At 68.1% G+C, this 26999-nt stretch carries 26 protein-coding genes; 18 read left to right on the top strand and 8 right to left on the bottom strand.

Annotated elements, in window-relative coordinates; translation table 11 throughout:
- Nucleotides 1-42 precede the first annotated feature (42 nt).
- From ACT3S6_RS12360 to ACT3S6_RS12350, 3 genes are all read right to left on the bottom strand, one after another.
- Nucleotides 43-1497, bottom strand: coding sequence for a peptide MFS transporter (locus ACT3S6_RS12360; RefSeq protein WP_444555203.1), 1455 nt, complete (start codon nucleotides 1495-1497; stop codon nucleotides 43-45).
- Between the two features lie 63 nt (nucleotides 1498-1560).
- On the bottom strand, nucleotides 1561-2970 hold the full coding sequence (locus tag ACT3S6_RS12355; protein WP_444555202.1) for an amidase: 1410 nt from the start codon (nucleotides 2968-2970) through the stop codon (nucleotides 1561-1563).
- On the bottom strand, nucleotides 2967-5000 hold the full coding sequence (locus tag ACT3S6_RS12350) for an ABC1 kinase family protein (protein ID WP_444555201.1): 2034 nt from the start codon (nucleotides 4998-5000) through the stop codon (nucleotides 2967-2969). The genes ACT3S6_RS12355 and ACT3S6_RS12350 overlap by 4 nt, the downstream gene beginning before the upstream one ends.
- Nucleotides 5001-5101: 101 nt before the next feature.
- Here ACT3S6_RS12350 and ACT3S6_RS12345 point away from each other — a divergent pair, with 101 nt between their 5' ends.
- Together ACT3S6_RS12345 and pheA are read left to right on the top strand one after the other, a co-directional pair.
- Nucleotides 5102-5428, top strand: coding sequence for a rhodanese-like domain-containing protein (locus ACT3S6_RS12345; protein WP_444555200.1), 327 nt, complete (start codon nucleotides 5102-5104; stop codon nucleotides 5426-5428).
- Nucleotides 5425-6360 carry a prephenate dehydratase gene (gene pheA, locus ACT3S6_RS12340; protein WP_444555199.1) on the top strand — a complete coding sequence of 312 codons (936 nt, stop codon included), beginning with the start codon at nucleotides 5425-5427 and terminating at the stop codon, nucleotides 6358-6360. The genes ACT3S6_RS12345 and pheA overlap by 4 nt, the downstream gene beginning before the upstream one ends.
- 16 nt (nucleotides 6361-6376) lie before the next feature.
- Here pheA and ACT3S6_RS12335 read toward each other — a convergent pair whose 3' ends face one another.
- Nucleotides 6377-7429 (bottom strand): diacylglycerol/lipid kinase family protein, encoded by a 1053-nt coding sequence (locus ACT3S6_RS12335; protein WP_444555198.1) that lies wholly within the window; start codon nucleotides 7427-7429, stop codon nucleotides 6377-6379.
- A 40-nt stretch (nucleotides 7430-7469) separates the two neighbouring features.
- Here ACT3S6_RS12335 and serS point away from each other — a divergent pair, with 40 nt between their 5' ends.
- Together serS and ACT3S6_RS12325 are read left to right on the top strand one after the other, a co-directional pair.
- Entirely contained in the window at nucleotides 7470-8756 is a 1287-nt protein-coding gene (gene serS, locus ACT3S6_RS12330) for a serine--tRNA ligase (protein ID WP_444555197.1), read from the top strand.
- Nucleotides 8757-8904: 148 nt separating this feature from the next.
- Nucleotides 8905-9741 (top strand): HAD family hydrolase, encoded by an 837-nt coding sequence (locus tag ACT3S6_RS12325; RefSeq protein WP_444555196.1) that lies wholly within the window; start codon nucleotides 8905-8907, stop codon nucleotides 9739-9741.
- Here ACT3S6_RS12325 and ACT3S6_RS12320 read toward each other — a convergent pair.
- Together ACT3S6_RS12320 and ACT3S6_RS12315 are read right to left on the bottom strand one after the other, a co-directional pair.
- Nucleotides 9738-10403, bottom strand: a complete 666-nt coding sequence (locus tag ACT3S6_RS12320) for a hypothetical protein (protein ID WP_444555195.1) — start codon at nucleotides 10401-10403, stop codon at nucleotides 9738-9740. The two genes, ACT3S6_RS12325 and ACT3S6_RS12320, sit on opposite strands and share 4 nt — an antisense overlap.
- Nucleotides 10404-10492: 89 nt before the next feature.
- Nucleotides 10493-10981, bottom strand: a complete 489-nt coding sequence (locus ACT3S6_RS12315; protein WP_444555194.1) for an inorganic diphosphatase — start codon at nucleotides 10979-10981, stop codon at nucleotides 10493-10495.
- A gap of 128 nt (nucleotides 10982-11109) precedes the next feature.
- Here ACT3S6_RS12315 and dacB point away from each other — a divergent pair, with 128 nt between their 5' ends.
- The 14 genes from dacB (at nucleotide 11110) to panC (ending at nucleotide 24739) form a co-directional block, all read left to right on the top strand.
- Nucleotides 11110-12648: a D-alanyl-D-alanine carboxypeptidase/D-alanyl-D-alanine endopeptidase gene (gene dacB, locus ACT3S6_RS12310; protein WP_444555193.1), complete on the top strand. Its 1539-nt coding sequence runs from the start codon at nucleotides 11110-11112 to the stop codon at nucleotides 12646-12648.
- A gap of 94 nt (nucleotides 12649-12742) precedes the next feature.
- Nucleotides 12743-13888 carry a zinc-dependent metalloprotease gene (locus ACT3S6_RS12305; RefSeq protein ID WP_444555192.1) on the top strand — a complete coding sequence of 382 codons (1146 nt, stop codon included), beginning with the start codon at nucleotides 12743-12745 and terminating at the stop codon, nucleotides 13886-13888.
- Between the two features lie 2 nt (nucleotides 13889-13890).
- Nucleotides 13891-14940, top strand: coding sequence for a tRNA lysidine(34) synthetase TilS (tilS, locus tag ACT3S6_RS12300; RefSeq protein ID WP_444555191.1), 1050 nt, complete (start codon nucleotides 13891-13893; stop codon nucleotides 14938-14940).
- A 60-nt stretch (nucleotides 14941-15000) separates the two neighbouring features.
- Nucleotides 15001-15552 carry a hypoxanthine phosphoribosyltransferase gene (hpt, locus tag ACT3S6_RS12295; RefSeq protein WP_444555190.1) on the top strand — a complete coding sequence of 184 codons (552 nt, stop codon included), beginning with the start codon at nucleotides 15001-15003 and terminating at the stop codon, nucleotides 15550-15552.
- A 150-nt stretch (nucleotides 15553-15702) separates the two neighbouring features.
- Nucleotides 15703-17823, top strand: coding sequence for an ATP-dependent zinc metalloprotease FtsH (ftsH, locus tag ACT3S6_RS12290; RefSeq protein WP_444555189.1), 2121 nt, complete (start codon nucleotides 15703-15705; stop codon nucleotides 17821-17823).
- 25 nt (nucleotides 17824-17848) lie between these two features.
- Nucleotides 17849-18460 carry a GTP cyclohydrolase I FolE gene (folE, locus tag ACT3S6_RS12285; protein ID WP_444555188.1) on the top strand — a complete coding sequence of 204 codons (612 nt, stop codon included), beginning with the start codon at nucleotides 17849-17851 and terminating at the stop codon, nucleotides 18458-18460.
- 6 nt (nucleotides 18461-18466) lie between these two features.
- Nucleotides 18467-19408 carry a dihydropteroate synthase gene (gene folP / locus ACT3S6_RS12280; RefSeq protein ID WP_444555187.1) on the top strand — a complete coding sequence of 314 codons (942 nt, stop codon included), beginning with the start codon at nucleotides 18467-18469 and terminating at the stop codon, nucleotides 19406-19408.
- A gap of 2 nt (nucleotides 19409-19410) precedes the next feature.
- Complete coding sequence (folB, locus tag ACT3S6_RS12275) at nucleotides 19411-19806, top strand: dihydroneopterin aldolase (protein ID WP_444555186.1); 396 nt, start codon at nucleotides 19411-19413, stop codon at nucleotides 19804-19806.
- A complete protein-coding gene (gene folK, locus ACT3S6_RS12270) occupies nucleotides 19803-20309 on the top strand; it encodes a 2-amino-4-hydroxy-6-hydroxymethyldihydropteridine diphosphokinase (RefSeq protein WP_444555185.1) in 507 nt (168 codons plus the stop codon). Before folB ends, folK begins: the two co-directional genes overlap by 4 nt.
- Before the next feature lie 6 nt (nucleotides 20310-20315).
- Nucleotides 20316-20819, top strand: coding sequence for a DUF3180 domain-containing protein (locus ACT3S6_RS12265; protein WP_444555184.1), 504 nt, complete (start codon nucleotides 20316-20318; stop codon nucleotides 20817-20819).
- Nucleotides 20800-21312 (top strand): PH domain-containing protein, encoded by a 513-nt coding sequence (locus ACT3S6_RS12260; RefSeq protein ID WP_444555183.1) that lies wholly within the window; start codon nucleotides 20800-20802, stop codon nucleotides 21310-21312. Before ACT3S6_RS12265 ends, ACT3S6_RS12260 begins: the two co-directional genes overlap by 20 nt.
- The gene (locus ACT3S6_RS12255; RefSeq protein WP_444555182.1) at nucleotides 21309-22871 is read left to right on the top strand and encodes a PH domain-containing protein; all 1563 of its coding nucleotides are present in this window, start codon (nucleotides 21309-21311) and stop codon (nucleotides 22869-22871) included. Before ACT3S6_RS12260 ends, ACT3S6_RS12255 begins: the two co-directional genes overlap by 4 nt.
- Nucleotides 22864-23739, top strand: coding sequence for a Rossmann-like and DUF2520 domain-containing protein (locus ACT3S6_RS12250; RefSeq protein WP_444555181.1), 876 nt, complete (start codon nucleotides 22864-22866; stop codon nucleotides 23737-23739). The genes ACT3S6_RS12255 and ACT3S6_RS12250 overlap by 8 nt, the downstream gene beginning before the upstream one ends.
- A gap of 34 nt (nucleotides 23740-23773) precedes the next feature.
- The gene (gene panC / locus ACT3S6_RS12245; RefSeq protein WP_444555180.1) at nucleotides 23774-24739 is read left to right on the top strand and encodes a pantoate--beta-alanine ligase; all 966 of its coding nucleotides are present in this window, start codon (nucleotides 23774-23776) and stop codon (nucleotides 24737-24739) included.
- Nucleotides 24740-24741: 2 nt separating this feature from the next.
- Here panC and ACT3S6_RS12240 read toward each other — a convergent pair whose 3' ends face one another.
- Both ACT3S6_RS12240 and ACT3S6_RS12235 read right to left on the bottom strand, forming a co-directional pair.
- Nucleotides 24742-25626: a phosphotransferase family protein gene (locus ACT3S6_RS12240; protein ID WP_444555179.1), complete on the bottom strand. Its 885-nt coding sequence runs from the start codon at nucleotides 25624-25626 to the stop codon at nucleotides 24742-24744.
- Nucleotides 25623-26651, bottom strand: a complete 1029-nt coding sequence (locus ACT3S6_RS12235; RefSeq protein ID WP_444555178.1) for an NAD(P)H-dependent flavin oxidoreductase — start codon at nucleotides 26649-26651, stop codon at nucleotides 25623-25625. The genes ACT3S6_RS12240 and ACT3S6_RS12235 overlap by 4 nt, the downstream gene beginning before the upstream one ends.
- Nucleotides 26652-26999: the final 348 nt, after the last annotated feature.

Below are 26999 nucleotides of genomic sequence, written 5' to 3'. Positions count from 1 at the left end.
CGGGGCCAAGGCGGTGGGGCCGCCGGCCGGGGTGTGCGTCGGCTACTTCACGCCGGACATCAGCTTCTTGATCGGCTTGACCGCGAGCATCAGGGCCACGCCCAGCACGATGGCGGTGACTCCGAGGGTCAGGAAGTACGGAATCTCGTTGCCCTTGGTGTAGAAGCCGGCCAGGATGCCCGCCAGGGTGGTGCCCAGGGAGACCGAGAGGTAGAACAGGGCCACCATCTGGGTGGTGAACACGACCGGTGCCAGCTTGGTGGCCACCGACAGTCCGATGGGGCTGAGCAGCAGTTCGGCCATGGTGAACAGGAAGAGGATCCCGGCCAGGGCGAGCAGGGGGGTCTTCTCCAACGAGTTCAGGGGGATGAAGACCAGGAACGCTATGCCCATGATGATCAGCGCGCCACTGAACTTCAACGCCGTCGAGGGTTGCTTGTCACCCATCTTCGTCCAGATTCCGGCGAAGACCGCGGCGAAGACGATGATGAAGACCGGGTTGATCGACTGCGTCCAGCTCGGAGGCATGGTCCAACCGAAGAGGTTGCGGTCAAGCCGTTCCTCGGAATAGACGGCAATGAAGGTGAACTGCTGCTGGAACAGGGCCCAGAAGGCCGCCGAGGCGATGTAGAGCGGGATGAACGCGGTCACCCGGCGCCGTTCGATCTCATTGACGTTCTTCGAGGACAGGATCACCACGAAGTAGATGATGCTCGCTGCCACGACGATGATGGCGATCATGGTGGCCAGGTTGTCCGCATGCACCAGGCCGGTGGTCAGCAGGACGATGATGACCGCCAGTCCGATGACGGCGCCGATCCCGTAGCGCAGGCGCTGCTTGGGCGGCAGCGGGTCGGTCACATGGTGGGTTTCCTCGGGCAGGTTCTTGCGGCCGAAGGCGTAGATGGCCAGGCCCAGTGCCATGCCGATGGCGGCGAGACCGAAGCCGTAGTGGAAGCCCAGGCGGGTCTGCAGCAACCCGGTGAGCAGTGGCCCGACCAGGGCGCCGATGTTCACACCCATGTAGAAGATCGAGAAGCCGGCATCGCGGCGGGGGTCCTTCTCCGTGTACAGCGAACCGACCAGCGAACTGGCGGTGGCCTTCAGCCCACCCGAACCCAGGGCCACCAGCAGCAGGCCGATGGTCAACCCGACGACGCCGGGCAGGGCCGCCAGGGCGATGTGCCCGAGCATGATCATGATGCCGGTGTAGAACAGCACCTTCTCGGAGCCCAGGAGTCGGTCGGCGATCCAGGCCCCGAAGATGGTGCTGAGGTAGACGGTGCCGCCGTAGGCGCCGACCAGGCTCAGGGACAGCCCCTGATCCAGTCCCAAGCCGCCCTTGGAGACCTCGAAATACATGTAGTAGGCCAGGATGCCTTGCATCCCGTAGAACGAGAAGCGTTCCCACATTTCGACGCTGAAGAGGTTGAACAGCATCCGTGGGTGGCCGAAGAAGGTCTTTTCGGCCGTTTCCTGCGGAGATTGAGTGGTCATTTTCAATATTTTGCGCCTGTGTGGGCTGAAACGCCTAGTTATGTGAACCAGGTCACGGTTTGATCACGTGGTCATGATCCGGGCCCCGAGGGCCAGCAGGTCGGCCTCCGACCCGTGCGCGCCGATCAGCTGGACGCCCATCGAGAGTCCCGAGGCCGTCCGGGAGGTGGGGACCGTCAGGGCCGGGACCCCGGCGACGTTCACGATCGACGTGTAGGGGGTGTAGCGGCACTGCAGCTCGTAATCGAGGTCGGCGTCGTGGGTGGTGAACCATCCGATCGGCCGCGGGGTCAGGGCCATGGCCGGGGTCAGGACGGCGTCGTAGTGCCCCCATTGGGCCCGGCAGTCCTCGGCGATCCGGACCAGGATGGCCGCTGCGGCGTATTTATCCGCATCACTGCGTCCGATCGCCCGGGCGCGGAAGGTGCGGGTGAGTTCGGTCAGTACCGGGGCCGCGGCCTCGGGGAGGTCTGATTCGGCCAGTCCGGCGGTCCAGATGGCTTGGAAGGCCTCGGGGAAGCGGTTGTCGTAGCGGATGTCCGCCTCCTCGACCCGGTGCCCGGCGGCCTCGAGCTTCGAGATCCCCGCCTGGAAGGCCGTCTCGGCTTCGGGATCCAGTGCGACCTCGTAGCGGCGGTCGAAGGGCGAGGAGCGGCTCACCCCGATCCGCAGGGCCCGCCCGTGGGCCGGTTCGGCGCGCCGGGCGGCCTCGCGGTAGCCGGTGGACCCGGTCAGCGAATCCATGAGTAGTCCGGCGTCCTCGGCGCTGCGGGCCAGCGGGCCGGACACCACGAACCGTGGTGCCCCGAACCGGTCGACCCGGCCGTTGGCCAGATCGGAGGCGATGGTGCCCAGCCCCGGTTTCAGTCCGATGAGCCCGCAGGCCGATGCCGGGATGCGGACCGAACCCCCGCCGTCGTTCCCCGGGGCGAATGGCAGCAGCCGCGCGGCGACGGCGGCGGCACTGCCCCCCGAGGACCCGCCGGCGGAGCGGGTCGGATCCAGCGGGTTGCGGGCCGGGGCGGCGATGAGGTTCTCCGAATAGCAATTCAAGCCGAATTCGGGGATTTGCGTCTTGCCCAGGGACAGTGCCCCGTCGGTGCGCAGCCGGGCGACCAGCGGACTGTCCTGGGTCGCGGGGGATGAGGGCACCGCCGCGCTGCCGAAGGTCGTGGGGGTGCCCTCCACGTCCCAGAGGTCCTTATAGGCCACCGGCATCCCGTGCAAAGGCGGGAGGGCCCGGCCTTCGCCGCGGGCCCGCACGCCCTCGGCATCGGCGGCATCGGCGGCGTCCAGCGCCTGCTCGGCGGTGATGGTGATGAAACTGCCCAGCCGGGGATTGGCCTCCTCGATCCGGGACAGGAAGTGTTCGGCCGCCTGCCGGGCCGAGAGTTCCCCGCTGGTGAGCAGACGGCCCAGTTCGACGGCGGTGAGATCGTGCAGTTCGGTGCCTGGAGCATCGGGGTGGGTCATCGGTTCGCCTTCCGGGAGTCGTATTCGTCGTCTCGGTCGCGCTGGAAGACCAGCACCACCGAGCGCAGGGCCAGGATGAAGCCCATGAACAGCAGGATGTAGCCGAAGAACGCGTGCATCCTGATGCTTTCGGTCAGGAAGGGCCCGGATTCGGTGGTGATCAGGACGATCGCCGCCAGGGTCGCGGCGCCGGCCAGCAGGGCCACGACCACCTGTTGGACCAGCCGGTTCAGGAACCCGCGGTCGGCCGGGTGGGCGAGCACGCGCACGTTCACCGACAAACGCCCCTCTTCGACGTCCTCGGTGATCTTATTGAGCCGCCGGGGCCACTCGCGCAGCGTCGGCAGCAAGGACATGGCCTGGATCTCGAGCTGATCGCGCAAGGATCCGGGACTGAAATGGGAGCCGATGATCTTCCGGCCGGCTTCCCGCGCGGCGGCGACCACGTTCAGACCGGGTTCGATCAGCATCAGGGTCCCCTCCAAGGCCCCCAACGCCCGCAGTGCCGCCGCGACCTGGGTGGGCACGGAGAAGCCGTTGCGGACGATCAGCGAGAACAACGCGGTGAACATCTCCGAGCCGCCCTGGCCGCCGAACCCGTGGCGGTACCGCACCAGCAGCTGGCCCAGTGCGCGTTCGAAACCGCGTTCGTCGAAATCCTCGGGCCGGTCCAGCAGCCCCAGCAGGGCATCGGTGGCCAACTGGTTGTCGTTCTTGTCGATGGCGAACAGCAGCAGGTTCAAGGACTGTTGGCTGGCCGGGTCCAACCGCCCCACTGCCCCGAAGTCCAGCAGGGCGAGTCCGCCGTCGCCGGTGATGAAGATGTTTCCCGGGTGCAGGTCGGCGTGGAAGACACCGTCGCCGGAGATCTGATGCAGGGTGGCGTTGAGCAGCTCCTCGGCCAGGGCCCGGCGCCGTCCGGGTTCCATCGTGGCCAAGGTCGCCTCGGCCGAGCCCACCGGGTGTCCGTCGAGCTCATCCATCACCAGCAGCCGGGGGCCGCTGAATTCGGTGTGCACCCGGGGGACGGTGATCCGGAAGCCCCGCAAGGAGGTCTCGATGGCCAACATGTTCTCCGCCTCGATGCGGTAGTTCAATTCCTCGCTCAACGATTCGGAGAAGCCCCGGGCCAGGGAGGCCACGCCCAAGCGGCGGGCCCACGGGGCCGAGCGGCCCAGCCAGTCGGCGATCTGCACCACGATGGCGCGGTCGCGTTCGACCTGCACGAGTGCGGAAGGGCGCTGGACCTTGATGACCACCGCGGTCCCGTCGTGCAGGGTCGCCCGGTGGACCTGCGCGACGGACGCGGAGGCCAGGGGTTCGTGCTCGATCGTGGCGAAAGCCTCCTCGGGTGAACGGCCCAGGCTCCGGGCCATCGCGGCTTCCACCACCGGCCAGGGCTCGGGGGTGGCTTGGGTCTGCAGATGGGACAGTTCTCGGATATAGGGCTCGGAGAGCAGGTCGCGCCGGGTGGAGAGCATTTGCCCGAGCTTGACGAACGTCACCCCGGCCTCATTCAACGCCTCGCGCAGCGAGCGTGCGGTCTGTTCCTGCCGGGCATCGGCGTGACGGCGGTTCAGGCCGCGGGCCTGGGCGAGCAAGCCATGCCGCACGGCGATCCGCATCACCTGGACATAGCGGGCGCTCTGCGACCTGCGGGTCCTCCACCCGGTGAACAAGCGGATGGGGGAGGGCAGGGTCCCGGTGGGAAAGGTGATTTCCAGGACCATCAGCAGGGCGACGCCCAGGGCGAAGATCCAGATCAGGGCCAGCGCGGCGAACATCAGGGCGACCACGGGAGAGACCTGCAACTGGGTGTCGTCGGGGACGTAGGCCGCCCGGAAAAGGTAGCGCACCACGAAACTGAGGCCCACGGACATGAGCAGGCCCACCGCAATGGAGCGGGGCCAGCCCACGGGGACCCCCAGGACCCTGCGGGAGACCCCCGCGACGATCCACGCCTGGAGGATCAGGAAGAGGGCACCGAGCAGGACCGTCACCGTCCATCCCACGCCGTCAAGTGCCGTCATTCCGGCATTCGGATCCATATCAGCCCTTCATGATTCGGGGTGGCGGTCCCTCCCCACTATAGGCTGGGGATCGACGCAGGAAACCGTTGAAAGGATTAACGATGAGCGAGTTCGAAACCGTGGAAGTCGCCGGCGTTCCGGCCGGGGCCAAGGTCCTGGACGTCCGTGAAGACTACGAATGGGCGGAGGGCCACGCGGCGGGGGCCGTGCACATCCCCATGGGTGAGATCCCGCAGCGCCTGGAGGAACTGGATCCGGACGAGGACACCTATGTCATCTGCCGCACCGGGGGGCGTTCGGCCCAGATTGCCGGGTGGCTCGTCGGGCAGGGGTATTCGGCCCTGAACATCGCCGGCGGCAGTGGTGCCTGGCTCGAGGCGGGTCTGCCGATGAAGAGCGAGAACGGCCAGGATCCCACCGTCCGATGAACTACACCTACCTGGGCCCTGCGGGGACCTTCACCGAGCAGGCGCTCCTGCAGGTCCCCGGGGTCCGGGACGGGCGGCGGGTCTCCTCCACGAGTGTGAACCTGGCCCTGCAACGCGTCAGGGACGGGGCCTCAGATGCTGCCATGGTGCCCATCGAGAACTCCGTCGAAGGAGGCGTCTCGGCGACCCTGGATGCCATCGCCGGCGGGGGCGCCCTGCAGATCGTGCGCGAGGTCCTGGTGCCCATCAGCTTCGATCTGGTCGCCCGGGAAGGCATCACCTCGCTGGATCAGATCCACACCGTGTCCACGCATGGGCACGCCATCGCCCAATGCCGTGGCTGGGTCCAGGAGCATCTGCCCGACGCCGAATTCGTGCCGGCCTCCTCCACGGCGGCCGGGGCGTTGGGGCTGCTTGATCCGGACTGCCGGTACGACGCGGCGATCTGCTCGCCGCTGGTGCTGGAACAGAACGACCTGAAATTGATGCACCGCGGCGTCGAGGACAACACCGGCGCCGTCACCCGGTTCGTGCTGGTCACCCGGCCCGGGCCGGTCCCGGAGCCCAGCGGCAACGACAAGACGACGGTGGTCATCCCGCTGCCCGAGGACCATCCGGGGGCCCTGATGGAGATCCTCGGCCAATTCGCCGCCCGCGGGGTCAACTTGAGCCGCATCGAATCCCGTCCCACGGGGGAGGGGCTGGGGTCCTACTTCTTCTCCATCGACGTCGAAGGCCACCTTTCCGAGGCCCGGGTGGCGGACGCCTTGGCGGGCCTGCACCGGATCAGCCCGCAGATCCGCTTCCTCGGCTCCTACGCCAACGCCAACGGTGTCAGCGGACCCGCACCGACCCCGGCCCGGCACAACACCGATGAGGCCTTCACGCAGGCGCATGCCTGGGTGGGGAAACTGCTGGCCCCCCCGCAATAGGTCCGATCCGCCGGGATCAGACGGTCGGGACCCTGACCTTCAAGGCCATCGGCAGGTTTGTCACGGTCACGGCGGTGATCATCCCGGTGGTGTCCCCGTCGAGCTGCGACCCGATTTCCTCCAGCGAGGCGATGTGGATCCGCCGGGCCTGGAAATATTCGATGACCGGGATCGCCCGGCGGTGCCGCAAGGCCGTCTTCGCCGCGATCCACGCCCAGCCCATGGCCGAACGCGGGCTCATGACCACCAGGTCCAGGACCCCGTCGTCGATCTTGGCATCCGGGACGAAGTCCAGTCCCGCCTGCAGCTTGCCGACGTTGGCGAAGATCAGCGAACGGATCTCCCGGTGGATGGGTTCCTCGTCGTCCAGGGTGATCGTCACCGGACGCCGTTTGCCCGGCAGATGGCGCATTCCGGCTTCGGCATAGGCCAGCGGGCCGACCATCGCCTTCAGGTCGGCCCGGGTGTCGGCCATCATCTCGGCGTCGGTCCCGACCCCGGCCATGACCAGGAAGACATGGGTGTCGATGGTGCCGTCCGCCCGTTCCAGCTCCATCCGGGCGGCGTCGATGCCGCGGGTCCGCCCCTGCAGGGCGGTGTGGACGCAGGAGCCGATGTCCTCGACATCGAAACCGAGGTTGCGGGCCAACAGGTTCCCGGTGCCCAACGGCAGGATCGCCAGGGAGGCCCCGGTTCCGGCCAGCACCTCGGCGACCGCCCGGACGGTCCCGTCGCCGCCGGCCACGATGACCACATCGCATCCGGCGTCCAGGGCCTGCCGGGCCATGCCGTACCCCGGGTCCTCCGCAGTGGTCTCCAGGACCAGGGGCTCGTCCATGCCGGTGGAAGCCCAGGCCAGCATGAGGGCCGACCGGACCGAATCGGCGTTGTTCTTGGTCGGGTTGATCACCAGGGCGCTGCGGGCGGTGAGGGCCAGGGCCTCGGAAACCACCGGGGTGGAGGCGATGCCCCGGACCTTGACCCGGAGCCGGCCCACGGCGACCAGGCTGGCCGCGGCGATGAGCAGGGCGACGATGACGAGGAGGAGGGAAAGATACTCGATGGGCATGATGCTCCATACGATAGCGGGGATTCGGTAACCTGTAGTGGTGATCGATGTTAAAGAGCTCGTAGAGAACCCCGTAGCCTTCCGTGCCTCCCAGCGATTCCGCGGGGCCGACGAATCAGTGGTGGACCGGATCATTGCGGCGGATTCGTCCCGCCGCACCGCGATCACCAGTTTCGAGAACCTACGCGCCGAGCAGAACGCGTTCGGGAAGAAGGTCGCTGCGGCGAAGGGCGAGGAGAAGACCGCGCTGCTGGCCGAGGTCAAGGAGCTGGCGGCTCGAGTCAAAGCAGAACAGGCGACCGCCGACGCCGCGGCCCAGGAGCTGCTGGCCCTGCAGCGGTCGGTACCCAACCTCATCCAGGAGGGTGCCCCGGCCGGCGGGGAGGATGATTTCAGTGTCATCAAGACCGTCGGGACCCCCCGCGATTTCGGCCCCGAGGGATTCGCCCCGCGCGACCACCTGGAGCTGGGTGAACTGCTGGGGGCCATCGACATGGAACGGGGGGCCAAGGTCTCCGGTTCGCGCTTCTACTTCCTCAAGGGCGTCGGGGCCCGGCTGGAGATCGCGCTGATGAACATGGCGCTGGACCAGGCCATCGCCCAGGGCTTCATCCCGATGATCACCCCCACGCTCGTCCGCCCCGAAACCATGCAAGGCACCGGCTTCGACGTCGAGCACGACGACGAGATCTACCGGCTCGAACGAGACGACCTGTACCTGACCGGCACCTCGGAGGTCGCGCTCGCCGGCTACCACGCCGACGAGATCCTGGACCTCTCCGCCGGGCCGTCCCGCTACGCCGGCTGGTCCACCTGCTATCGGCGTGAAGCCGGTTCCGCGGGCAAGGACACGCGCGGGATCATCCGGGTGCACCAGTTCAACAAGCTGGAGATGTTCATCTACTGCCCCATCGAGGAGGCGGCCGCCGAACACCAGCGGCTGCTGGCCTGGGAGGAGGAGATGCTGGCCAAGGTCGAACTTCCCTACCGGGTCATCGATACCGCGGCGGGCGATCTGGGCATGAGCGCGGCGCGTAAATTCGATTGCGAGGCCTGGGTCCCCACGCAGGAGGACTACCGTGAGCTGACCTCCACCTCGAACTGCACCACGTTCCAGGCCCGCCGCCTGAACATCCGTGAGCGCACCACCGATGCCGACGGAAAGCCGGGCAAGACCCGATCGGTGGCCACGCTGAACGGCACCCTGGCCACCACCCGGTGGATCGTGGCGATCCTGGAGCACCACCAGAACGCCGACGGTTCGGTCACCGTCCCGGCGGCACTTCGCCCCTACCTGGGCGGAATGGAAGTCCTGCCGGTCCTCTGACCCGCAGCGCAGCCGGCCACCGGTGCCCCCGCCCCGCGGCGGGGGCACCGGTGCGTCGAGCGCAGGTTCCCTGATCGTCACCGGATGTTCACCCGACACCGCGGATGGGGCCCTATCCAACCATCGCCGGTGATGATTGGCTAGAGTCATGACCATGATTACGAATACCGGCATCGAAGACCGGGTAATAACCACCCAACCGAAGATGGTGTGCCTGGACGTCGACGGCACCCTCGTGGACCACTACGGGCACATGTCCGACACCGTGAAGGAAGCCGCCCGCGACATCGTGGCGGCAGGACACGAGGTGATCGTCTCCACCGGACGCTCGCTGGGGGCCACCTTGCCCATCGTCCAGCTGCTGGGCATCACCTCCGGCTACGCCGTCTGCAGCAACGGCGGCCTCACCGTGCGGATCGACACCTCCGTGTCCCCGGGCTACGAAGTGATCGACCGCAGGACCTTCGACCCGGCGCCGGCCCTGCGGGCGCTGCGGAACGCCCTGCCGACCGCCAAGTACGCCCTCGAAAGCGACCAGGGGGACTTCCTGGCCACCGAACGCTTCCAGGACGCCAGCTTCGGGGTCCGGGCGAAGGCGGTGACGTTCGAACAGATGATGGAAGCCACCGCGGTGCGTCTGGTCGTCTTCTCCAGCGACGATTCCTCCGAGGACTTCGTCGAAGCCGTCCAGACGATCGGCCTGCAGGGGGTCGCCTACTCCGTGGGGTGGACGGCCTGGCTGGACATCGCCGCCGAAGGCATCACCAAGGCCAGCGCCATCGAGGCGCTACGGGGCGAACTCGGTTTCGAGGTCCAGCACACCGTGGCCGTCGGGGACGGGCGCAACGACATCGAGATGCTCGGGTGGGCCGGACGGGGAGTGGCCATGGGCCAGGCCCCCGACGAGGTCAAGGCGGCCGCCGACGAGGTCACCACGACCGTCGACGAGGACGGCCTGGCGAACGTGCTGCGTAGCCTCCTCTAGGCCCCTGCGGCGGGTCGGTCCGGTTCCCTGCCGGGATCATAGGGGTAGGTGGCCGCCGGCAGCCGGTCGGGCCCCGCCACGAGCGACAGCAGCCGGGCCACCGCCGGACGGCAGGCCCACTCCTCGTTCCAGTTCGACCGGACCACCGCCTTGGAGACCGCTTGGGCGGTGATCCCCAGTTCCGTGGCGATCGCCTTCTGCTGGCCGCGGACCCCGGGGATCATCAGATCCAGGACGGACCATTCGGCTTCGGTCCTGGTAGCGACGATCCGACCGACCAGCCGGGCCACCGCCTCCGCTTCGGAGGCCACCTCGGAGTCGGGGCCGGCGACGGCCAGGGGAATGCGCTCACCGGTCTTCTGGGCCCGGTTCACGGCTCGCCGGGCATAGACCAGGCCGAAGCCCTCGGCGTCGGCGATCAACTCGGGAAACGGTGCCTGCACCGGGCCCACGCCGATGCCCACATGCCACCGGTGTTGCCGCAAGGCGGTCAACGCCGCCTCGAGGGCGTGCTCCGGGGTGGTCAGGACGCCGATGGCCTCGTCGCCGAAGGAGCGTTGGAAGGGCACCAGCGTCGGGATCGGCGCGAGCGAGGCGATCAGCTCCTCGACCCGGTCTCCGACCTCGCGTGAATCGCGTTGATTGATGGTGAGGACGAACATGGCACCAGTCTGCCCGACGATCAACCGTTGACGGTTGATTCGGCGGTCGTGCCGTCGACCGGATCCACGCTGGTCCAGCGGAGGGGCTGCTAGTGGCCGGTGGTGGCGAACCGTTCGATGGAACGGGTGAGTTCGGCTTCGGCCGCGGCGCGGCCCTCCCAGCCCTCGGCCTTGACCCACTTGCCCGGTTCCAGGTCCTTATAGTGCAGGAAGAAGTGCTCGATCTCCCGGATCAGCCACTGGTCCACATCCTCGAGTTCGCGGATGTGGTCGTAGCGCTTATCCGCCGGGACGCAGATCAGCTTGGCGTCCCCGCCGCCGTCGTCGGTCATGTTGAAGACGCCGATGGGACGCGATTCCACCAGCACGCCGGGGACCAGGTCGATGCCCGGCATCCAGATCAGTGCGTCCAGCGGGTCGCCGTCTTCGCCGAGGGTGTCCTCGAAGTAGCCGTAGTGGGTCGGGTATTGCATGGGGGTGAACAGCACGCGATCCAACCGCAAACGGTGCGTTTCGTGGTCGATCTCGTACTTGACGCGGGATCCGGTGGGGATCTCGACGGTGACGTCATGGTTCATGGGGTCCTCGACTTTCATGCGGTGGGGCGGGCCGGACGCAGGAAACGGCCGCGCGCCGTCTAGGCTTAAAGCTGCTGCCTCCAGAGTATAGGGCGGCGAAGGGCAACCACTACTCGAGGAAGAAGCCGATGAAACGCTCCCTGCGGACGCTGACCTCCTTGCTGCTGGTCGTGGTCATGGGAGTCCTGGCCGGGGTGCTGGTGCTGAACCTGCTGCCCGCCTTCCCCGGTCTCGCCTCGGCGGTGGACCTGCCGTCGATCCCGAACTCGTCCACGGCGCCGACCGAACCGCCGGCCGAACCCTCCGCGGCGGTGCCCAGCGTGGCCCCGGCCACGGCAACCGCCCTGGCCCCCCTGGACGGGGACGCGGAACGCCCCGAGGCCGCGGTGCTTAAGAAATCGCTGGATGCCGCGTTCAAGAAGACCTCGGGAGGCAGCTTCACCGCGGAGGTCACCGATCTGTCCACCGGCAAGGTCCTCTACAGCCGCAAGGGAGACAAGACCAGCGCCCCGGCGTCGAACCTGAAGATCCTCACCGCCGTCACCGCCCTGAAACAGTTGGGCGGGGAAACGACCCTGCCCACGACGGCGGTCCTGGGCGCCGATGACACGGTGGTGCTCGTCGGGGGTGGGGACGTGCTGCTGGGGGCCGGCCGCTCCGAGCCCGACGCCACCGTCAGCCGTGCCGGATTGGCGACCCTGGCCCGGCAGACCGCGACGGCATTGTTCTCCTCCGGGAAGATCGCCCCCGGGAAGAAGACCGAACTGGACGTCGTGGTGGATGACACCCTGTTCACGGGGGCGGCGCTGAACCCGGTCTGGGACGAATCGTTGATGACCACCTCGAACATCTCCGCGGTCCAGCCGCTGGCCATGTACGGGGCCCGCCAGGACGGCGGGGCCAAGAGTGCGCGGGTGCCGGATCCGGCGATGACGGCCGCCACCACGTTCCGCACCGCACTGTCCAAGGCGGTGGCCGCCGAACAGAAGAAGGCCGATGCGCAGCAGAAGAAGGACCCCGCCAGCGCCTCCCCGGCGGCCGCCGGCCCCCCGAAGCTGAGCATCGGCAAGAAGGTCGTCCGCGGCGAAGCAGGAACCGGGGCCACCGAATTGGCGCAGGTCCGTTCGGCGTCGGTGCTGGAACAGCTGGCCTTCATGGGCAAGGAGTCGGATAACTACGTCGCCGAGACCATGGGCCGGCTCGCGGCCATCGCGGCCGGCCGGGCGGCCACCTTCGGCGGGGCCACCGACACATTGCGGGCCACCGCCGAATCCTTGGGCGTGGAGGTGGAGGGCCTGTCCCTTTCCGATGCCTCGGGCCTGTCGGACCGCAACCGGTTGAGCCCCCACCAGCTCACCGACATCATCCGTGCCGCCGCGAGGTCCACGGACCCGGATCTGCGCGACGTGTCCTACCTGTTGCCGATCTCCGGGGCCACCGGGACGTTGGAGGACCGGTTGACCTCGAAGGCGACCCGCGGGCAGATCCGCGCCAAGACCGGCACGCTGACCGGGATCGCCACCCTGGGCGGGACCGTCGTCACCGCCGACGGGCGGGTCCTGGTCTTCGCCTTCTTCGGCCACGGATTCGACGGCGGGCTGGGTCCGGCACGGGACGGGCTGGACCGGGCGGCCGGGGTGCTGGCCGGCTGCGGGTGCACCACCTGAGCACCTGCCCGCCCGGGACGCCGGCCGGCGGCCGTGGCTACGCCTGAAACGAAATGACGGACAGCGTGGGTCCGCCCGTGGTGAGATGGGACGCATGGGAACTTCCGCCACGAACACGCAGCTCATCAACTGGGACGCCGCCGGGACCACGGCCGAACGCCTGGCCCGCCCCGGCCCGAAGCTGGACTCCGGGCAGATCGACACGGTGGTGGAGGACCTGCGGGTGAAGGCCGACGCCTCCGTGGAACACGTCCACCGGATCACCGGGCTCGAGGCCGCCCGTGACCTGCGCGACTCCACCGTGCTGGTCGTGGATCGCGGGACCTGGGCGCGGGCCAATGTACAGAGCTTCGAAGGGCTGCTGGCCCCGGCCATGGAACGCCTGCTGGCCTCCCAGGAAGGCAGGATGTCACCGGCGGCCATCGCCGTCGGCGGTCGCACCGCAGGCGTCGAACTCGGCGGCATCCTGGCCTTCCTCGCCTCCAAGGTGCTGGGCCAATACGATCCGTTCGCCGGGCTGCTCGGCGGGGGACCCTCCGGCGGACGGTTGCTCATCGTGGCCCCGAACATCGTGGAGATCGAACGTGAACTCAAGGTCGACCCCGCGGATTTCCGGCTCTGGGTGTGCCTGCACGAACAGACGCACCGCGTCCAGTTCGCCGCCGCCCCCTGGTTGCGGGCCCACCTGCAGGAGACCATCGCCGAAATGACCGGCTCACTCATGGACTCACCCGGTGGTCTGGCCGAACGGCTCAAGGCCGCCGGACAGGACGCGATGTCCTCGCTGGGCCGCAAGGGCCAGGACGCGGGGACGACGGCGGGGGCCCCGGCGGGACCGCAGTCCTCGGCCGGGCTGCTCTCGGCGCTGCAGGATCCCGAGGGGCGGGCCCTGATGAGCCACCTCACCGCGGTCATGTCCCTGCTGGAGGGCCACGCCAATGTCGTGATGGACGCGGTGGATTCCTCGATCGTGCCCAGCGTGAAGACCATCCGTCAACGCTTCAACGCCCGCGGCGGCAACCGCGGGGCGATCGAGACGTGGATGCGCAGGTTCCTGGGCCTGGAGGCCAAGATGCGCCAGTACCGGGACGGGCAGCGCTTCGTGGGGGCCGTGGTCGACCAGGTCGGGATGGAGGGGTTCAACCTCGTCTGGGAGCACGCCGGGAACCTGCCCACCGAACACGAGATCCACCATCCCCGGGAGTGGATCGAGCGCGTGGTCCCCAGCACGGCAGGGTAGCCGTGGGAGGCCATCTTCCCCCGGCCCTGGCCAGGGCCCGCCGGGCGATCCTGGACAGCGTGGGATCCCCCGACCCCCAGCGACCTCCGGCGTTCGTGCTCATCGGCTGCAGCGGCGGAGCCGACTCCCTGGCCCTGGCGGCGGCCGCCGCCTTCCTGGTCGGCAAACAGCAGCTGCGTGCGGGGGCGGTCATCGTGGACCACGGGCTCCAATCCGGAAGCGCCGACGTCGCCGAGACGGCGGCAACCCAGCTGCGGGGGCTGGGACTCGAACCGGTCCTGGTGCGCAGGGTCGCCCCCGAGGGGTCCTCCGAAGCCGACGCCCGCCGGGCCAGGTATGCGGCCTTCGACCAGGCGCTCGCCGACACCGGGGCTTCCGCGCTGTTGCTGGGCCATACCCTCGACGACCAGGCGGAACAGGTGCTGCTGGGCCTGGCCCGGGGATCGGGCCCCCGGTCACTGGCCGGGATGCCCGCCTCCCGCGGCCCGTACCTGCGCCCGCTGCTTCGGTTGCGCCGCACCGATACCGAAGCCATCTGCGCCCATGAAGGCCTCGAGTACTGGGTGGACCCCAGCAATGCCGACACCTCGCTGCTGCGCAACCGCGTCCGGCACGAACTGCTGCCCCTGCTCGAGGACTCGTTGGGTCCCGGACTATCCGAGGCGTTGGCCCGCACCGCGATCCTGGCCCGCCGCGACGCCGACCACCTCGACGCCGAAGCCGCCGAGGCCCTCGCCCGGCTCCGGCTGCCCTGCCGCGACCCGGCCAGCGTGCTGCTGGACCTGACGCTGTTGCGGGGGCTCGGCCAGGCGTTGCTGGGCCGGGTGTTGCGCAGCGCCGTCGTGCACTGTGGTGCCCCGGCGCCCGGATTCGAACGGGTGGCGGCCTTGGAGCAACTGGTCGGCGACGGCCGATCCGCGGGCCCCGTCCAATTGGACGGGCATGCCCGGGCCAGACGCCACCGGCGCGGAACCCACCCGGAAACGGCCCGCGCCGTCATCGCGATCACCGGCCCCGGTTCTGCACCGACGCCCGGGCTGTGGCAATCTTGAACCCTAAGGCGCACTCCCTTTAAGCCGTTGCGCAGGCACAACCGATCACAGGAGCCATTCGTGGATTCGAACGACGTCACCGCCGACCTGGCACACGTTCTATACACCAAGGAAGAAATCCAGGAGAAGATCAACGAGCTGGCCGCCCGGATCGACGCCGATTACGCCGGTCGCGACATCCTGGTGGTCGGCGTGCTCAAGGGCGCGGTGATGGTCATGGCCGACCTCGTGCGGGCCCTGCACTCCCACGTGAACATGGACTGGATGGCCGTGTCCTCCTACGGTTCGGGAACCCAGTCCTCCGGCGTCGTCCGGATCCTCAAGGACCTGGATACCGACCTGTTGGGCAAGCATGTGCTCATCGTCGAGGACATCATCGATTCCGGCCTGACCCTGTCCTGGCTCAAGGCGAACCTCAACTCCCGCGGCCCGGCCTCGGTGGAGATCTGCACGCTGCTGCGCAAGCCCGAGGGCGCCAAGGTCGAGATCGACGTGAAGTACGTCGGCATGGACATCCCCAACGAATTCGTGGTCGGCTACGGGCTGGACTTCGATGAGAAGTACCGCAACCTGGACTTCATCGGCACCCTGGCCCCGCACGTCTACCAGTAGGACGACGGCGGGATCCTTACGCCGTCAGGGGAACTCCCGGGCGCGCTCGGTCGTGGTTAGACACGAGGGTGATCTGATAGGGACACCGAATACTTTTCCGGACGACACGTCGTCCGCGACCAGGAGGGATGGGGGTCGGGCCCCCAACGCATGAACGTCAAGAAGATCTTCAACAGCTGGGCCGTCTGGGTCCTGATCGGTGTTGCGGCACTGCTCATCTTCCTGCCGAGCCTCACCGCGGGGAACACCGGCCGGGTGGATACCAGCGTCGGGCTGGAACTGCTCAAGAACGACAAGGCCTCCGAGGCGAAGATCTACGACGGGGACCAACGGGTCGACCTGTCGCTGAAGGACGACTTCACCCTCGACGGCGACGACCTGGGCAAGAAGGTCAGCTTCTTCTACTCCACCGCCCGCGCCACCGACGTGGTCCAGGCGATGGACGACGCCAAGCTCGACGGGTTCACCGACCAGCCGGTGGAAAGCAACTGGTTCGTGAGCATGCTCGGGTTCATCATCCCGTTCCTGCTCATCGCCCTGCTGTTCTGGTTCCTGCTCTCCCGGGCCCAGGGTGGCGGCAACAAGGTCATGAAGTTCGGCAAGTCCAAGGCCAAGCTGATCACCAAGGACATGCCCCAGGTGACCTTCGTGGACGTGGCCGGCGCCGAGGAAGCCGTCGAGGAACTCCACGAGATCAAGGAGTTCCTCGAGGAGCCCGCCAAGTTCCAGGCCGTCGGCGCCAAGATCCCCAAGGGCGTGCTGCTCTACGGCCCCCCGGGTACCGGCAAGACCCTGCTCGCCAAGGCGGTGGCCGGGGAAGCCGGCGTCCCGTTCTACTCGATCTCCGGTTCGGACTTCGTGGAGATGTTCGTCGGCGTCGGTGCCTCCCGCGTGCGTGACCTCTTCGAGCAGGCCAAGACGAACTCACCGGCCATCATCTTCGTCGACGAGATCGACGCCGTCGGACGCCACCGTGGTGCCGGGGTCGGTGGCGGCAACGACGAACGCGAACAGACGCTGAACCAGCTGCTGGTGGAGATGGACGGCTTCGACGCCAACACCAACGTCATCCTCATCGCCGCCACCAACCGCCCCGACGTCCTGGACCCGGCCCTGCTGCGTCCGGGCCGCTTCGACCGTCAGATCCCGGTGGAGGCCCCCGACCTGGTCGGTCGCGAACAGATCCTCAACGTCCACGCCCAGGGCAAGCCCATGGCGGACAACGTCGACCTGAAGGCGGTGGCCAAGAAGACGCCCGGATACACCGGTGCCGATCTGGCCAACGTGCTCAACGAGGCGGCCCTGCTGACCGCCCGCTCCAATGCCCAGCTGGTCGACGACCGCGCCCTGGACGAGGCGATCGACCGCGTCATGGCGGGACCGCAGAAGCGATCCCGGCTGATGAAGGAGCACGAACGCAAGATTACCGCCTACCACGAGGGCGGCCACGCCCTGGTCGCCGCGGTCATGCGCCAGACCGCCCCGGTGACGAAGGTGACCATCCTGCCGCGTGGCCGGGCCCTGGGCTACACGATGGTGGTGCCCGAGGACGATAAGTACTCGATCACCCGCAACGAACTGCTGGATCAGATGGCCTACGCCATGGGGGGCCGGGTCGCTGAGGAGATCATCTTCCACGACCCCTCCACCGGGGCCTCGAACGATATCGAGAAGGCCACCGGGACGGCCCGCAAGATGGTCACCGAATACGGCATGAGCGAACGCGTCGGCGCCGTGAAGCTCGGCTCCGCGGGCGGGGAACCGTTCATGGGACGTGACGCCGGACAGGACCGGGGGTACTCCGATGCGATGGCAGGGGTCATCGACGACGAGGTCCGCGCCCTGATCGACGCGGCCCACGACGAGGCCTATGCGGCGCTGACCGAGAACCGCCACGTCCTGGATCGTTTGGCCTTGGCTCTGCTGGAGAAGGAGACCCTGAACCAGAAGGAGCTCGCCGAGATCTTCTCCGATATCGTCAAGCAGCCCGAACGGGTGGTCTGGCTCTCCAAGTCCAGCCGTCCGGTCCACCCCGAGGGTCCCGTGCTCTCCCCGCTGGAACGCCGGCAGGCCGCCGAACGTCATGAAGGGTCATCCGCAACCGAGGACGAAGGCCACGCCGACGCCGTGGTGGATCCGGGGTCGGGCCCGTCGCTGCCCGGCGGGAACCCGGGTCCCGATACCGGGGCGGACGGTGGATTCGGCCCCGGAACCGGAGGCGGGGACACCCCCGGCCTGCCCGGTGCCGATGGACCCGGCAACCTCGACTGAGCCCACTCAGGCTAGGATCTAGATCGTGAGCACCCTAGAGGAAGAAGGCACCGTCGTGTCCGAAACCGCCAGTCCCGTGGACCAGGAACGCATTGCCGCCGCGGTGCGGGAGATCCTTTATGCCATTGGCGAGAATCCGGACCGGGATGGGTTGGTGGAGACCCCCCAACGGGTCGCCAAGGCCTATACCGAGTTCTTTGCCGGGCTGCACGGGGACCCGGCGGACTTGTTGTCGACCACCTTCGACATCGACCATGACGAGCTCGTGCTGGTCAAGGACATCCCGTTCTACTCCACCTGCGAACACCACCTGGTTCCCTTCCACGGCAGCGCCCATATCGGGTACATCCCGGGGCCCGACGGGAAGGTCACCGGGCTGAGCAAGCTGGCCCGGCTGGTTGAACTCTATGCACGGCGCCCCCAGGTCCAGGAGCGGCTGACCACCCAGATCGTGATGGCCCTGATGGACCATCTGCAGCCACGCGGTGCCATCGTCGTGATCGAATGCGAACATATGTGCATGTCCATGCGGGGCGTGCAGAAGCCCGGCGCCAAGACCGTCACCAGTGCCATGCGCGGGCAGTTGCGCGATCCGGCGACCCGCGCCGAGGCGATGAGCCTCATTCTCGGAAAGTAGGTCACCATGTCCCTCGGAGCAATCCCCGGAACCGGTCCCGCCACCTCCCCGCTACCGGTCATCCGTGCCGTGAAGTCGGCGAAGAACGTCGCGCAACTGCCCAAGGACCGCACGTTGGTCATGGGGATCCTCAACGTCACGCAGGATTCCTTCAGCGACGGCGGGAAATACCTCAAGACCGATGACGCGATCCAGCACGGGCTCCGCATGCTCTATGCCGGGGCGGACATCATCGACGTCGGCGGGGAATCCACCCGCCCCGGTGCCGACTACGTGGACCCCTCCGCCGAGCAGGGGCGCATCGTCCCGGTCATCGCCGCCCTGGTCAAGGCCGGTGCGATCGTCTCCGTGGACACCATGCACACCGCCACCGCCCGCGCGGCCCTGGACGCCGGGGCACAGATCATCAACGACGTCTCCGGGCTGACCCATGAGGCAGACATGCCGGCGCTGGTGGCCGAACGCAAGGTCCCCTACGTGCTGATGCACCGCCGCGGGGACCAGCAGACGATGGTCTCCGAAGCCAACTACGATGACGTCGTGGCCGAGGTCGTCAACGAGCTGAAGACCGTACGCTCCACGTTCACCGACGCCGGGGTCGCCCCCGAGCACATCGTCATCGACCCGGGACTGGGCTTCGCCAAGGATCCCGAGCACAACTGGGCGCTGCTGCAGGCCATCCCCGAGTTGAAGGCGCTGGGGCACAAGGTCCTGATCGGCACCTCGCGCAAGAGGTTCCTCGGGGCGCTGCTGGCCGAGGCCGGCAAACCGGCGCCCCCGGCCGAACGCGATGTCGCCACGGCCGCCACCAGTGCCCTGGCAGCGGTCGCGGGAGCCTGGTGTGTCAGGGTGCACGACGTCGAAGGGACCCTGGACGCGCTGAAGGTCGCCGCCGCGTGGACCAACCCCGCCTCCGCCGGGTCCTCCTCCGCGCCGGCGGGAGCCTGATCATGGGTGGAGGTTCCTCTCCCGCGCCGACGGACGTCCGGGACCGAATCTGCCTCAGTGGCATCACCGCCATCGGCCACCACGGGGTCTTCGAACACGAGAAGCGCAACGGACAGCCCTTCGTGGTGGATGTCGTGCTGTATACGGACATCCGCCCCGCCGAAGCCTCGGACGAGGTGTCCGACACCGCCCATTACGGCGAATTGGCCGAGCGGGTCAAGGACGAGATCACGGCGGGCCCCTACAACCTGATCGAGAAGCTCGCGGGACGGCTGGCCAGCATGGTGTTGGCCGAGTTCGACGTCGCCGCGGTGGACATCACCGTGCATAAACCCAAGGCACCCATCGAGGTCCCCTTCGGTGACGTGAGCATCCACATCCATCGGGAACGGGAATGAGCACCCCGGTCCGGGCGGTGCTGGCGTTGGGCAGCAACTTGGGCGAACGCTCCTCCACCCTCACCGATGCCGTCGCCGAACTCGTGGCCGACCCCGCGGTCCGGTTGTGCCGGGTGTCGCCCCTGGTCCAGACCCGGCCCGTCGGTGGCCCCGGGGGCCAGCCCGACTTCCTGAACCTGGTGGTGGAGGTCGAGACCACGCTTGCGCCGTTGGATCTGCTGGCCTGGTGCCAGTCGGTGGAACAGGACCACCACCGCACCCGCGAGGTCAGGTGGGGTCCCCGGACCCTGGATGTCGACGTGATCATCTACGCGGACGTGGTCTCCGACGACGAGATCCTCACGCTGCCCCACCCGCGGGCCGCCGAGCGTGCATTTGTCCTGCAGCCGTGGGCCTGGATGGATCCGGAGGCAACATTGGGCGGACGCCCGGTGGCGGAACTGGCCGCCGAGGCCGCCGATCTTCAGGGGCTTAGCCTCTACACCGCCGGCGAGGACGGCTGAATCCCGATGAACACCATCCGCCCGCTCTGGTTGCTGCTGATCTGCCTGGGATCGGCCCTGGCCGGTTGGACGGCGCAGCTGCTGCTGACCACCAACGGCTTCACCTCCCCGGTGCTCCAATGGCCGTCGCTGGTCACCATGGTCGCCGGCATGGCGATCACCTTTGCGTTTGGGCTGCGGGTCAGGCGCTATACCCAGGGCAAGCTCAAGCGCCGCCTCGACCCGTTGCAGGCCGCCCGGACCCTGGTGCTGGCCCAGGCCACCGCCTACGCCGGTTCGCTGATCGGCGGATGGCATATCGGGTTGCTGCTGGATGTGCTGCGCGGCGCCGGCTGGGGCAACCAGGTGGTGATCTCATCCCTGGTAATGATTATCGGTTCGCTCGTGATGGTTATCGTGGGGTGGGTCGTGGAGCAGTTCTGCAAGCTGCCTCCCGAGGACCCATCGGCCCCCGGGGCGGGGAGCCGGAAACGGGAGGAAGACGAAGGGTATGCCGCAGGAACCAATTGATCCCCAGGGCCTGGTGTTCCAGCGGGTCTCGCCTGCCTATGCGAAGGTGCGTTTGGTCGGCTGGGCGATCTCGGCGTTGGTGACCTGGGCCGTGCTGGCCGTGCCATTGGTCCTGATGCTGACCGGCGTCTGGTCCGGTTACCCGGCCTGGCTGGCCTGGGGGCTGCTCGGGGTGGTCGTCGTCTTCGACGTGGTCCGCATGGCCATCATCCCCCGGCAGGTTCGGGCCATCGGCTACGCCGAACGAGACGACGACCTGCTCATCCGTTCGGGCTTGATGTTCCAACAGGTCCTGGTCGTCCCCTACGGTCGGATGCAGTACGTCGACGTCGCGGTCGGGCCCATCGACCGGGCCCTGGGCCTGTGCAAGGTCCAACTCCATACCGCCTCGACCACCGCCAAGGCGGAGATCCCCGGGCTGCCCTCCTCCGAGGGGACCCGCCTGCGTGAGCGTCTCTCGGCCCGCGGCGAGGCGAGGCTGGCCGGACTGTGACCGGCGATCAGGCGTCGATGACCGAGGCGGAGGAGTCGGCCCCCTGGCGTAGGGTCCACCCGGTTTCGCCGATGGTCAGGGGCTGGCTCGTCGTGGTGGCGTTCCTCTATTTCTTCGGCCAGAATTCGCTCAACAACATCTTCAGTGCCGGTGAACTGCCCCCCGAGGCGGATAAGGACTGGAGCTTCACCCCCAGCGTGCTGCTCGTCGTCGCCGGAGGCATCGGCATCCTGGTGTTGATCATGGCCGGTTTCTTCCTGTCCTGGTACTTCACCAAATACCAGGTCACCGCCAGGCACGTGCACGTGAACTCCGGCGTCGTCTTCCGCCAACAACGCCAGGCCCGGATCGACCGGGTCCAGGCCATCGACATCGTCCAGCCGCTGGTGGCCCGCATCTTCGGCCTCGCCGAACTGAAATTTGAGGTCGCCGACTCCGGATCCACGGCCATGCGGCTGGCCTATATCAAGCTGGACGCTGCGAAGGTCCTCCGCAATGACATCCTGGCCCGCGCCGCCGGACTGAAGCAGGAACGTGAGGCCGGCCCCGCCGGCGTCGTCCCCGCTCCCGGGGTCCCCGGGGCGGAGGGCCCGGCGGCGCGGTCCGCCGAACCCGCCTCCGCAGGACCCGCCCCGGCCCCGGGACCCGCCGGCGGAGAGCCCGTGTCCCCGGAGGCTCCCGAACGCACCGTGGCCGTGGTCCCGCCCCCGCGATTGATCGCCGCGACCCTGCTCTCCCCGTGGCTGGCGGCGGTGCTGCTGTTCGTCCTCAGCATGATTGTCGCCACCGTGGCCTCCGACGGCGAGATCAGCTTCTTCTTCGTCCTCCCGGGTCTCATCGGCGTCGTCCCCGTCCTGTGGGGCCAGTTCAACCAGGGCTACAACTTCCGCGCGGCCATGAGCGAAGACGGTTTGCGACTCAGCTACGGACTGCTGGAGACCAGCCACCAGACAGTACCTCCCGGCCGGGTGCAGGCGGTCATGGTCACCCAAGGGATCATCTGGCGGCGTTTCGGCTGGTACAAGGTCGTCGTCAACGTCGCCGGCTACGGCAATCAGGAAGGGGCGCTGCGTTCCACCCTGCTGCCCGTGGGCACACGGCAGGACGTGCTCAACGTGTTGTCCGTCGTGCTGCCCGAACCGGGGACCGAACGGCCCGCCGAACTGGTCGGGGCGGGGATCGGGGGCTCCGGAAGTGCGGAGGGGTTCATCACCTCCCCGCGCAGTGCCCGCTGGCTTTCGCCGTTCGCCTACCGCCGACAGGGATTCGCCGTGACCGATACGGCCTTGTTCTCGCGGGCCGGAGTGCTCACCCATTCGTTGGTGATCATCCCGCATGAACGCATCCAAGGCATCTTCCTCACCCAGGGGCCGTTGAACCGCCCGCTGGGACTGACGGGAATCGAATTCTGCACCACCGACGGACCGATCTCACCGAGGGTGAAGCAGATGTCGCTGCGGACCGGCCGTGAACTGTTCATGTCCCAGGCCTCCCGGGCGGCCCGGGCCCGCCGACTGAAGGACCGAGACCATTGGCTGGAAGAGGAAAATCATGAGTAAACCAGGACGTCTGGGCGTCGGCATCATCGGGGCCGGCAAGGTGGGGGCCGTCCTCGGGGCCGCCCTGCGATCAGCAGAACATGCCGTCGTGGGGGTCCACGCTGTCTCCGAAGCCTCGCGGGACCGCGCCGAGATCCTGTTGCCGGGGGTTCCCGTGTTGGAGATCCCCGAGATCGTCCGACGCTCGGAGCTGGTGTTGCTGGCCGTACCCGATGATGCGCTGCATCCTCTGGTGGAGGGCCTGGCCGAGGCCGGACACTGGCAGCCCGGCCAGCTGGTCGTCCACACCTCGGGACGCTACGGCACCGGGATCCTCGCTCCCGCCCAGGCGGCCGGGGCCATCCCGTTGGCCATCCATCCGGCCATGAGCTTCACCGGGATGTCCCTGGACTTGGTGCGCCTGAACGAATGCATGTTCGGGGTCACCGCCGCCTCGATGGTCCTGCCGATCGCCCAGGCCCTGGTCGTGGAGATGGGGGCCGAGTCCACGGTGATCGCCGAGGAGGACCGCGGGATCTACCATGCGGCGTTGGCCCACGCCTCCAACCACCTGGTCACCCTGGCGGGCCAGTCCTCCGAACTGCTGCGTCGCATCGGCGTGGAGGCCCCCGACCGGGTGCTGGGACCACTGATGCGCGGATCGTTGGAGAACGCGTTGGCCTCGGGGGAGGGCGCGCTGACCGGGCCCGTGGCCCGCGGCGATACCGGGACGATCACGGCGCACCGGGCCGCCCTGGCCACCGGGGAGGTGCCCTCCGACATCCGGGACGCCTATCTGGCGATGGGTCGGGCCACCGCCCAGCGGGCCCTGGAGAGGGGACTGCTCAACGAGACCCAGGCGGCCACCATCCTCGATGCCTTGTCCTGAGACGGCCGGGCCGTTGCGGGGATAGACTCGTCGCGTGAATACCACAGCACCGCCCCCCGGTGACGCAGGCGCCTTGGGCGCCACGCGTCCGCTTCTGGTTCGAACCGCCGCCGAACTGGCCGCCCTGGGCTCGAGGCTCCTGGCGCAGGCACCCGCCACGGACGGGCCCCGACGCCTGGGGCTGGTCCCCACGATGGGCGCCCTGCACGCGGGGCACGAACATCTGGTAAGTGCGGCCCGCGCGGAGAACGACGTCGTGGTCGTCTCGGTGTTCGTCAACCGCCTGCAATTCGATGATCCTGCCGATTTCGAACGCTATCCCCGCGACCTCGAGGCGGATCGCGCACTGCTGGCCTCGGCCGGGGCGGATATCGTCTTCGCCCCCGAGGAACCGGAGATCTATCCCGGAGGTGCGCCGCTGGTGCGTCTGTCCAGCGGGACGCTGGGGGAGAAGTTCGAAGGCGCCTCACGGCCCGGCCACTTCGATGGCATGCTCGCCGTCGTCGCCAAATTGCTGCATATCGCCCAGCCCTCCTCCCTGACCCCGGTCCCGGTGGAGTACAGCGCCTACTTCGGGCAGAAGGACGCCCAACAGCTGGCCATCGTGCGCCGCCTGGTCACCGATCTGTCCTACCCGGTGCGCATCCGAGCCGTCCCGATCGTGCGGTCCGCCGAAGGCCTGGCGCTGTCCAGCCGCAACCAGTTCCTCACCCCCGAACAGGCCGACGCGGCCCTGGTCCTGAGTCGGGCCCTGTTCCTGCTGGCCGATCGTGCCGCGGCCCACGAGGCGTTGATGATCGACGAGGCGGAGGACCTGATCGGCAGCCAGCCCCTGGTGGAGCTGGATTATCTCGAGGTGGTGGACCCCGACACGTTGGAACCCCTGGCCTTCAACTGCCGCGAAACCCCGTTCACCGGAGGCGCGCTGGTCCTGGTGGCCGCGCGGACCGGCCAGGTGCGGTTGATCGACAACATGCTGCTCGGCGACGCCGCGGACTGACCTCAGTGCGGGGGGAACCCGCTGCCCTGCAGGGTCCGGGCCAGCATGCCCCGGCCCTGCTCCTCGAAGGCCTGGTCACCGACCTGGTGCGCCCAGACGACCGTCCCCAATGACTGCATGAGTTCGTCGAGCAGGCGGCCCGCGTCCACGGTTCCGGCAGGAGGCACCGCCCCCTTCGGACGGTAGCCCTGCCGGAAGGCCTCCCGCAGCTGCGGACTCCCCAGGAAGTCACGATGTTCCATGCGGACCATATCGGTGTACCAGGGGCGCAGCCCGGCCCGCCCGAAGTCGATGATCGCGATCCGGCCGTCGGGACGACCGATCCAATTCCGGGGGTGGTAGTCGCCGTGGGTGGGGACCACCTCGACGGGTGAGGGGGTGAAGGCATCCAACCACCGCTGCACCCGGGACAGCTGCTCGGGCGGGGCCAGCCCCGGGGCCCGGTCCAGCCAGGTCAGGGTCTTGGAGAGCACGGAGTGTTCATAGTGCCCATCCAGGACCGGAACGGTCCCGCGATGCAGCCGACCCAGTAGTTCCCCTGCCTGTTTGAAGACCAGGGGGTCGTGCTCGTACCGGGAGCCGGTAGCCAGCTCCCCGTCGATGAACGTCTTCACCAGGAGTCCGGCCCCGGCGTCGTAGCCGAGCATTTCCGGTACGTCGGAGGCCAGCGGCTGCAGCCAGTTGCGGTGGGCCCGGGCTTCCCGGTCGAGATGGTGCGTGTCCTGGCAGGCCTTGAGCAGCAGCCGGCGTCCTGCGTCGATGAACTCCAGGACCGTGATGCCGTAGGGCCAACTATGGTCGACGATCCCGTGGGCCCGCGGGTACAGCTGGTCCAGACGGGCCCGCTGTCGAGGCGAAAGCCCGGCAAGGCCCCAGGAAGATGTCAACGGCCTCGACTCCAGCGGGCGGCGGCGGTACCGAGATGGGTGCGGAAGCCGGCCAGTTCGGCGACGATGTCGGCGGCACCCTCCTGACCGGCGGTTCGGGAGACCGACTGTCCGGCGTAGACGGGGGCGGTGGACACATCGGCGTGGGTGCGGGCCGCCTTGATGGTTTCGGTGATCGAGGGGTCCTTGGCCAGGGCATCGACCAGGCCTTCTCCGTCCTGGGCCCATTGCTCGGTGAAATCGTTGCGTAACGCCCGGCCCCCGAATTCGGTGGGCCAGGGGATGCGTTGGGCGATATCGAAGACCCGGGTGAAGATCGTGTCGTCCAACTCGGCCGCGGCAATCGCTTGTTTGACCAGGTCATGGCTGGACGATTCGGTCGAGGCCGCGAAACGGGTCCCGATCCAGGCAGCCTGGGCTCCGGCGGCCAGGACCGCGGCAACACCCCGGGCGTCGGCGATGCCCCCGGCCGCGATCACCGGTTTGCTGGTTGCCGCCAGGGCCTGCTGCAGCAACGGCAACGTGGCCACGTCATTGCGTCCATGACCGCCACCCTCCCCGCCACGGCAGACGACGACGTCGATATCCGGCTCGAGGGCCCGCTGCAGATCGGCATCGTTTCCCACCTGCATCGCGCAGAGAGCCCCGGATTCCCGAATCAGCGCTGCGGCGGGGCCCGGGTCACCGAAACTGACGGAAACAAAGGAGGGCCCGTGGTCCAGGATCTCGTGCAGGGGGTCCAGGGAGCGTTCCAGGACCCAGGCCATCAACCCGGCACCCCAGGCGCGTCCGGGGGCGCGGGCCAATGTGGCTTGTTCGCTGATCCACTCCTTCGTGGCGGTGGAGCCGATCCCGATCAGGCCCAACCCCCCGGCGGTACTGACGGCGCCGGCCAAGGCTCCGCCGGCGGCACCGGCCATGGGGGCGTTGACCAGTGGGTGGTCAAGACCCAAACGCGCGGGCAGGTCGAAGGCGACCGTCGGGACATCGACTGGCTGATCCGGGGCATCATGAACATTGGGCATGGCCCCATTCTAGGGACGGGGCATGTGATGCAGGACTCAAATCTCGGAATCGCAGAAATCGACCTCCAGGGGGCCGAAGCCGCCTTGATTCCCGCGGAATCAAGGGGTTTTCGGCGAAGAGGGCCTCCGATTTGGTGGGGCACCCGAATCCGTGTAAAGTTTTCTGAGTCGCCGAGACGAGTACAGCGGAAACGCAGACGATCGGAAGGCGGCCACCTAACAAAATCAGTCCTGAATGGACCGGGGCGTTTTGCGCCCCGAATCCAGTCTGGATCGATTGCGTAGAGTACCGCAGAAACACCGGAAACGATGGATTTGCGGAGCGACACGCGGTAAGGTAAGTTAGAC

The organism is Arthrobacter sp. AOP36-C1-22, from assembly GCF_052377515.1.
Classification (GTDB): domain Bacteria; phylum Actinomycetota; class Actinomycetes; order Actinomycetales; family Micrococcaceae; genus Arthrobacter_H.
Note: the sequence above shows the minus strand (reverse complement) of the source record. Positions and strands in the feature narration are given on the sequence as shown.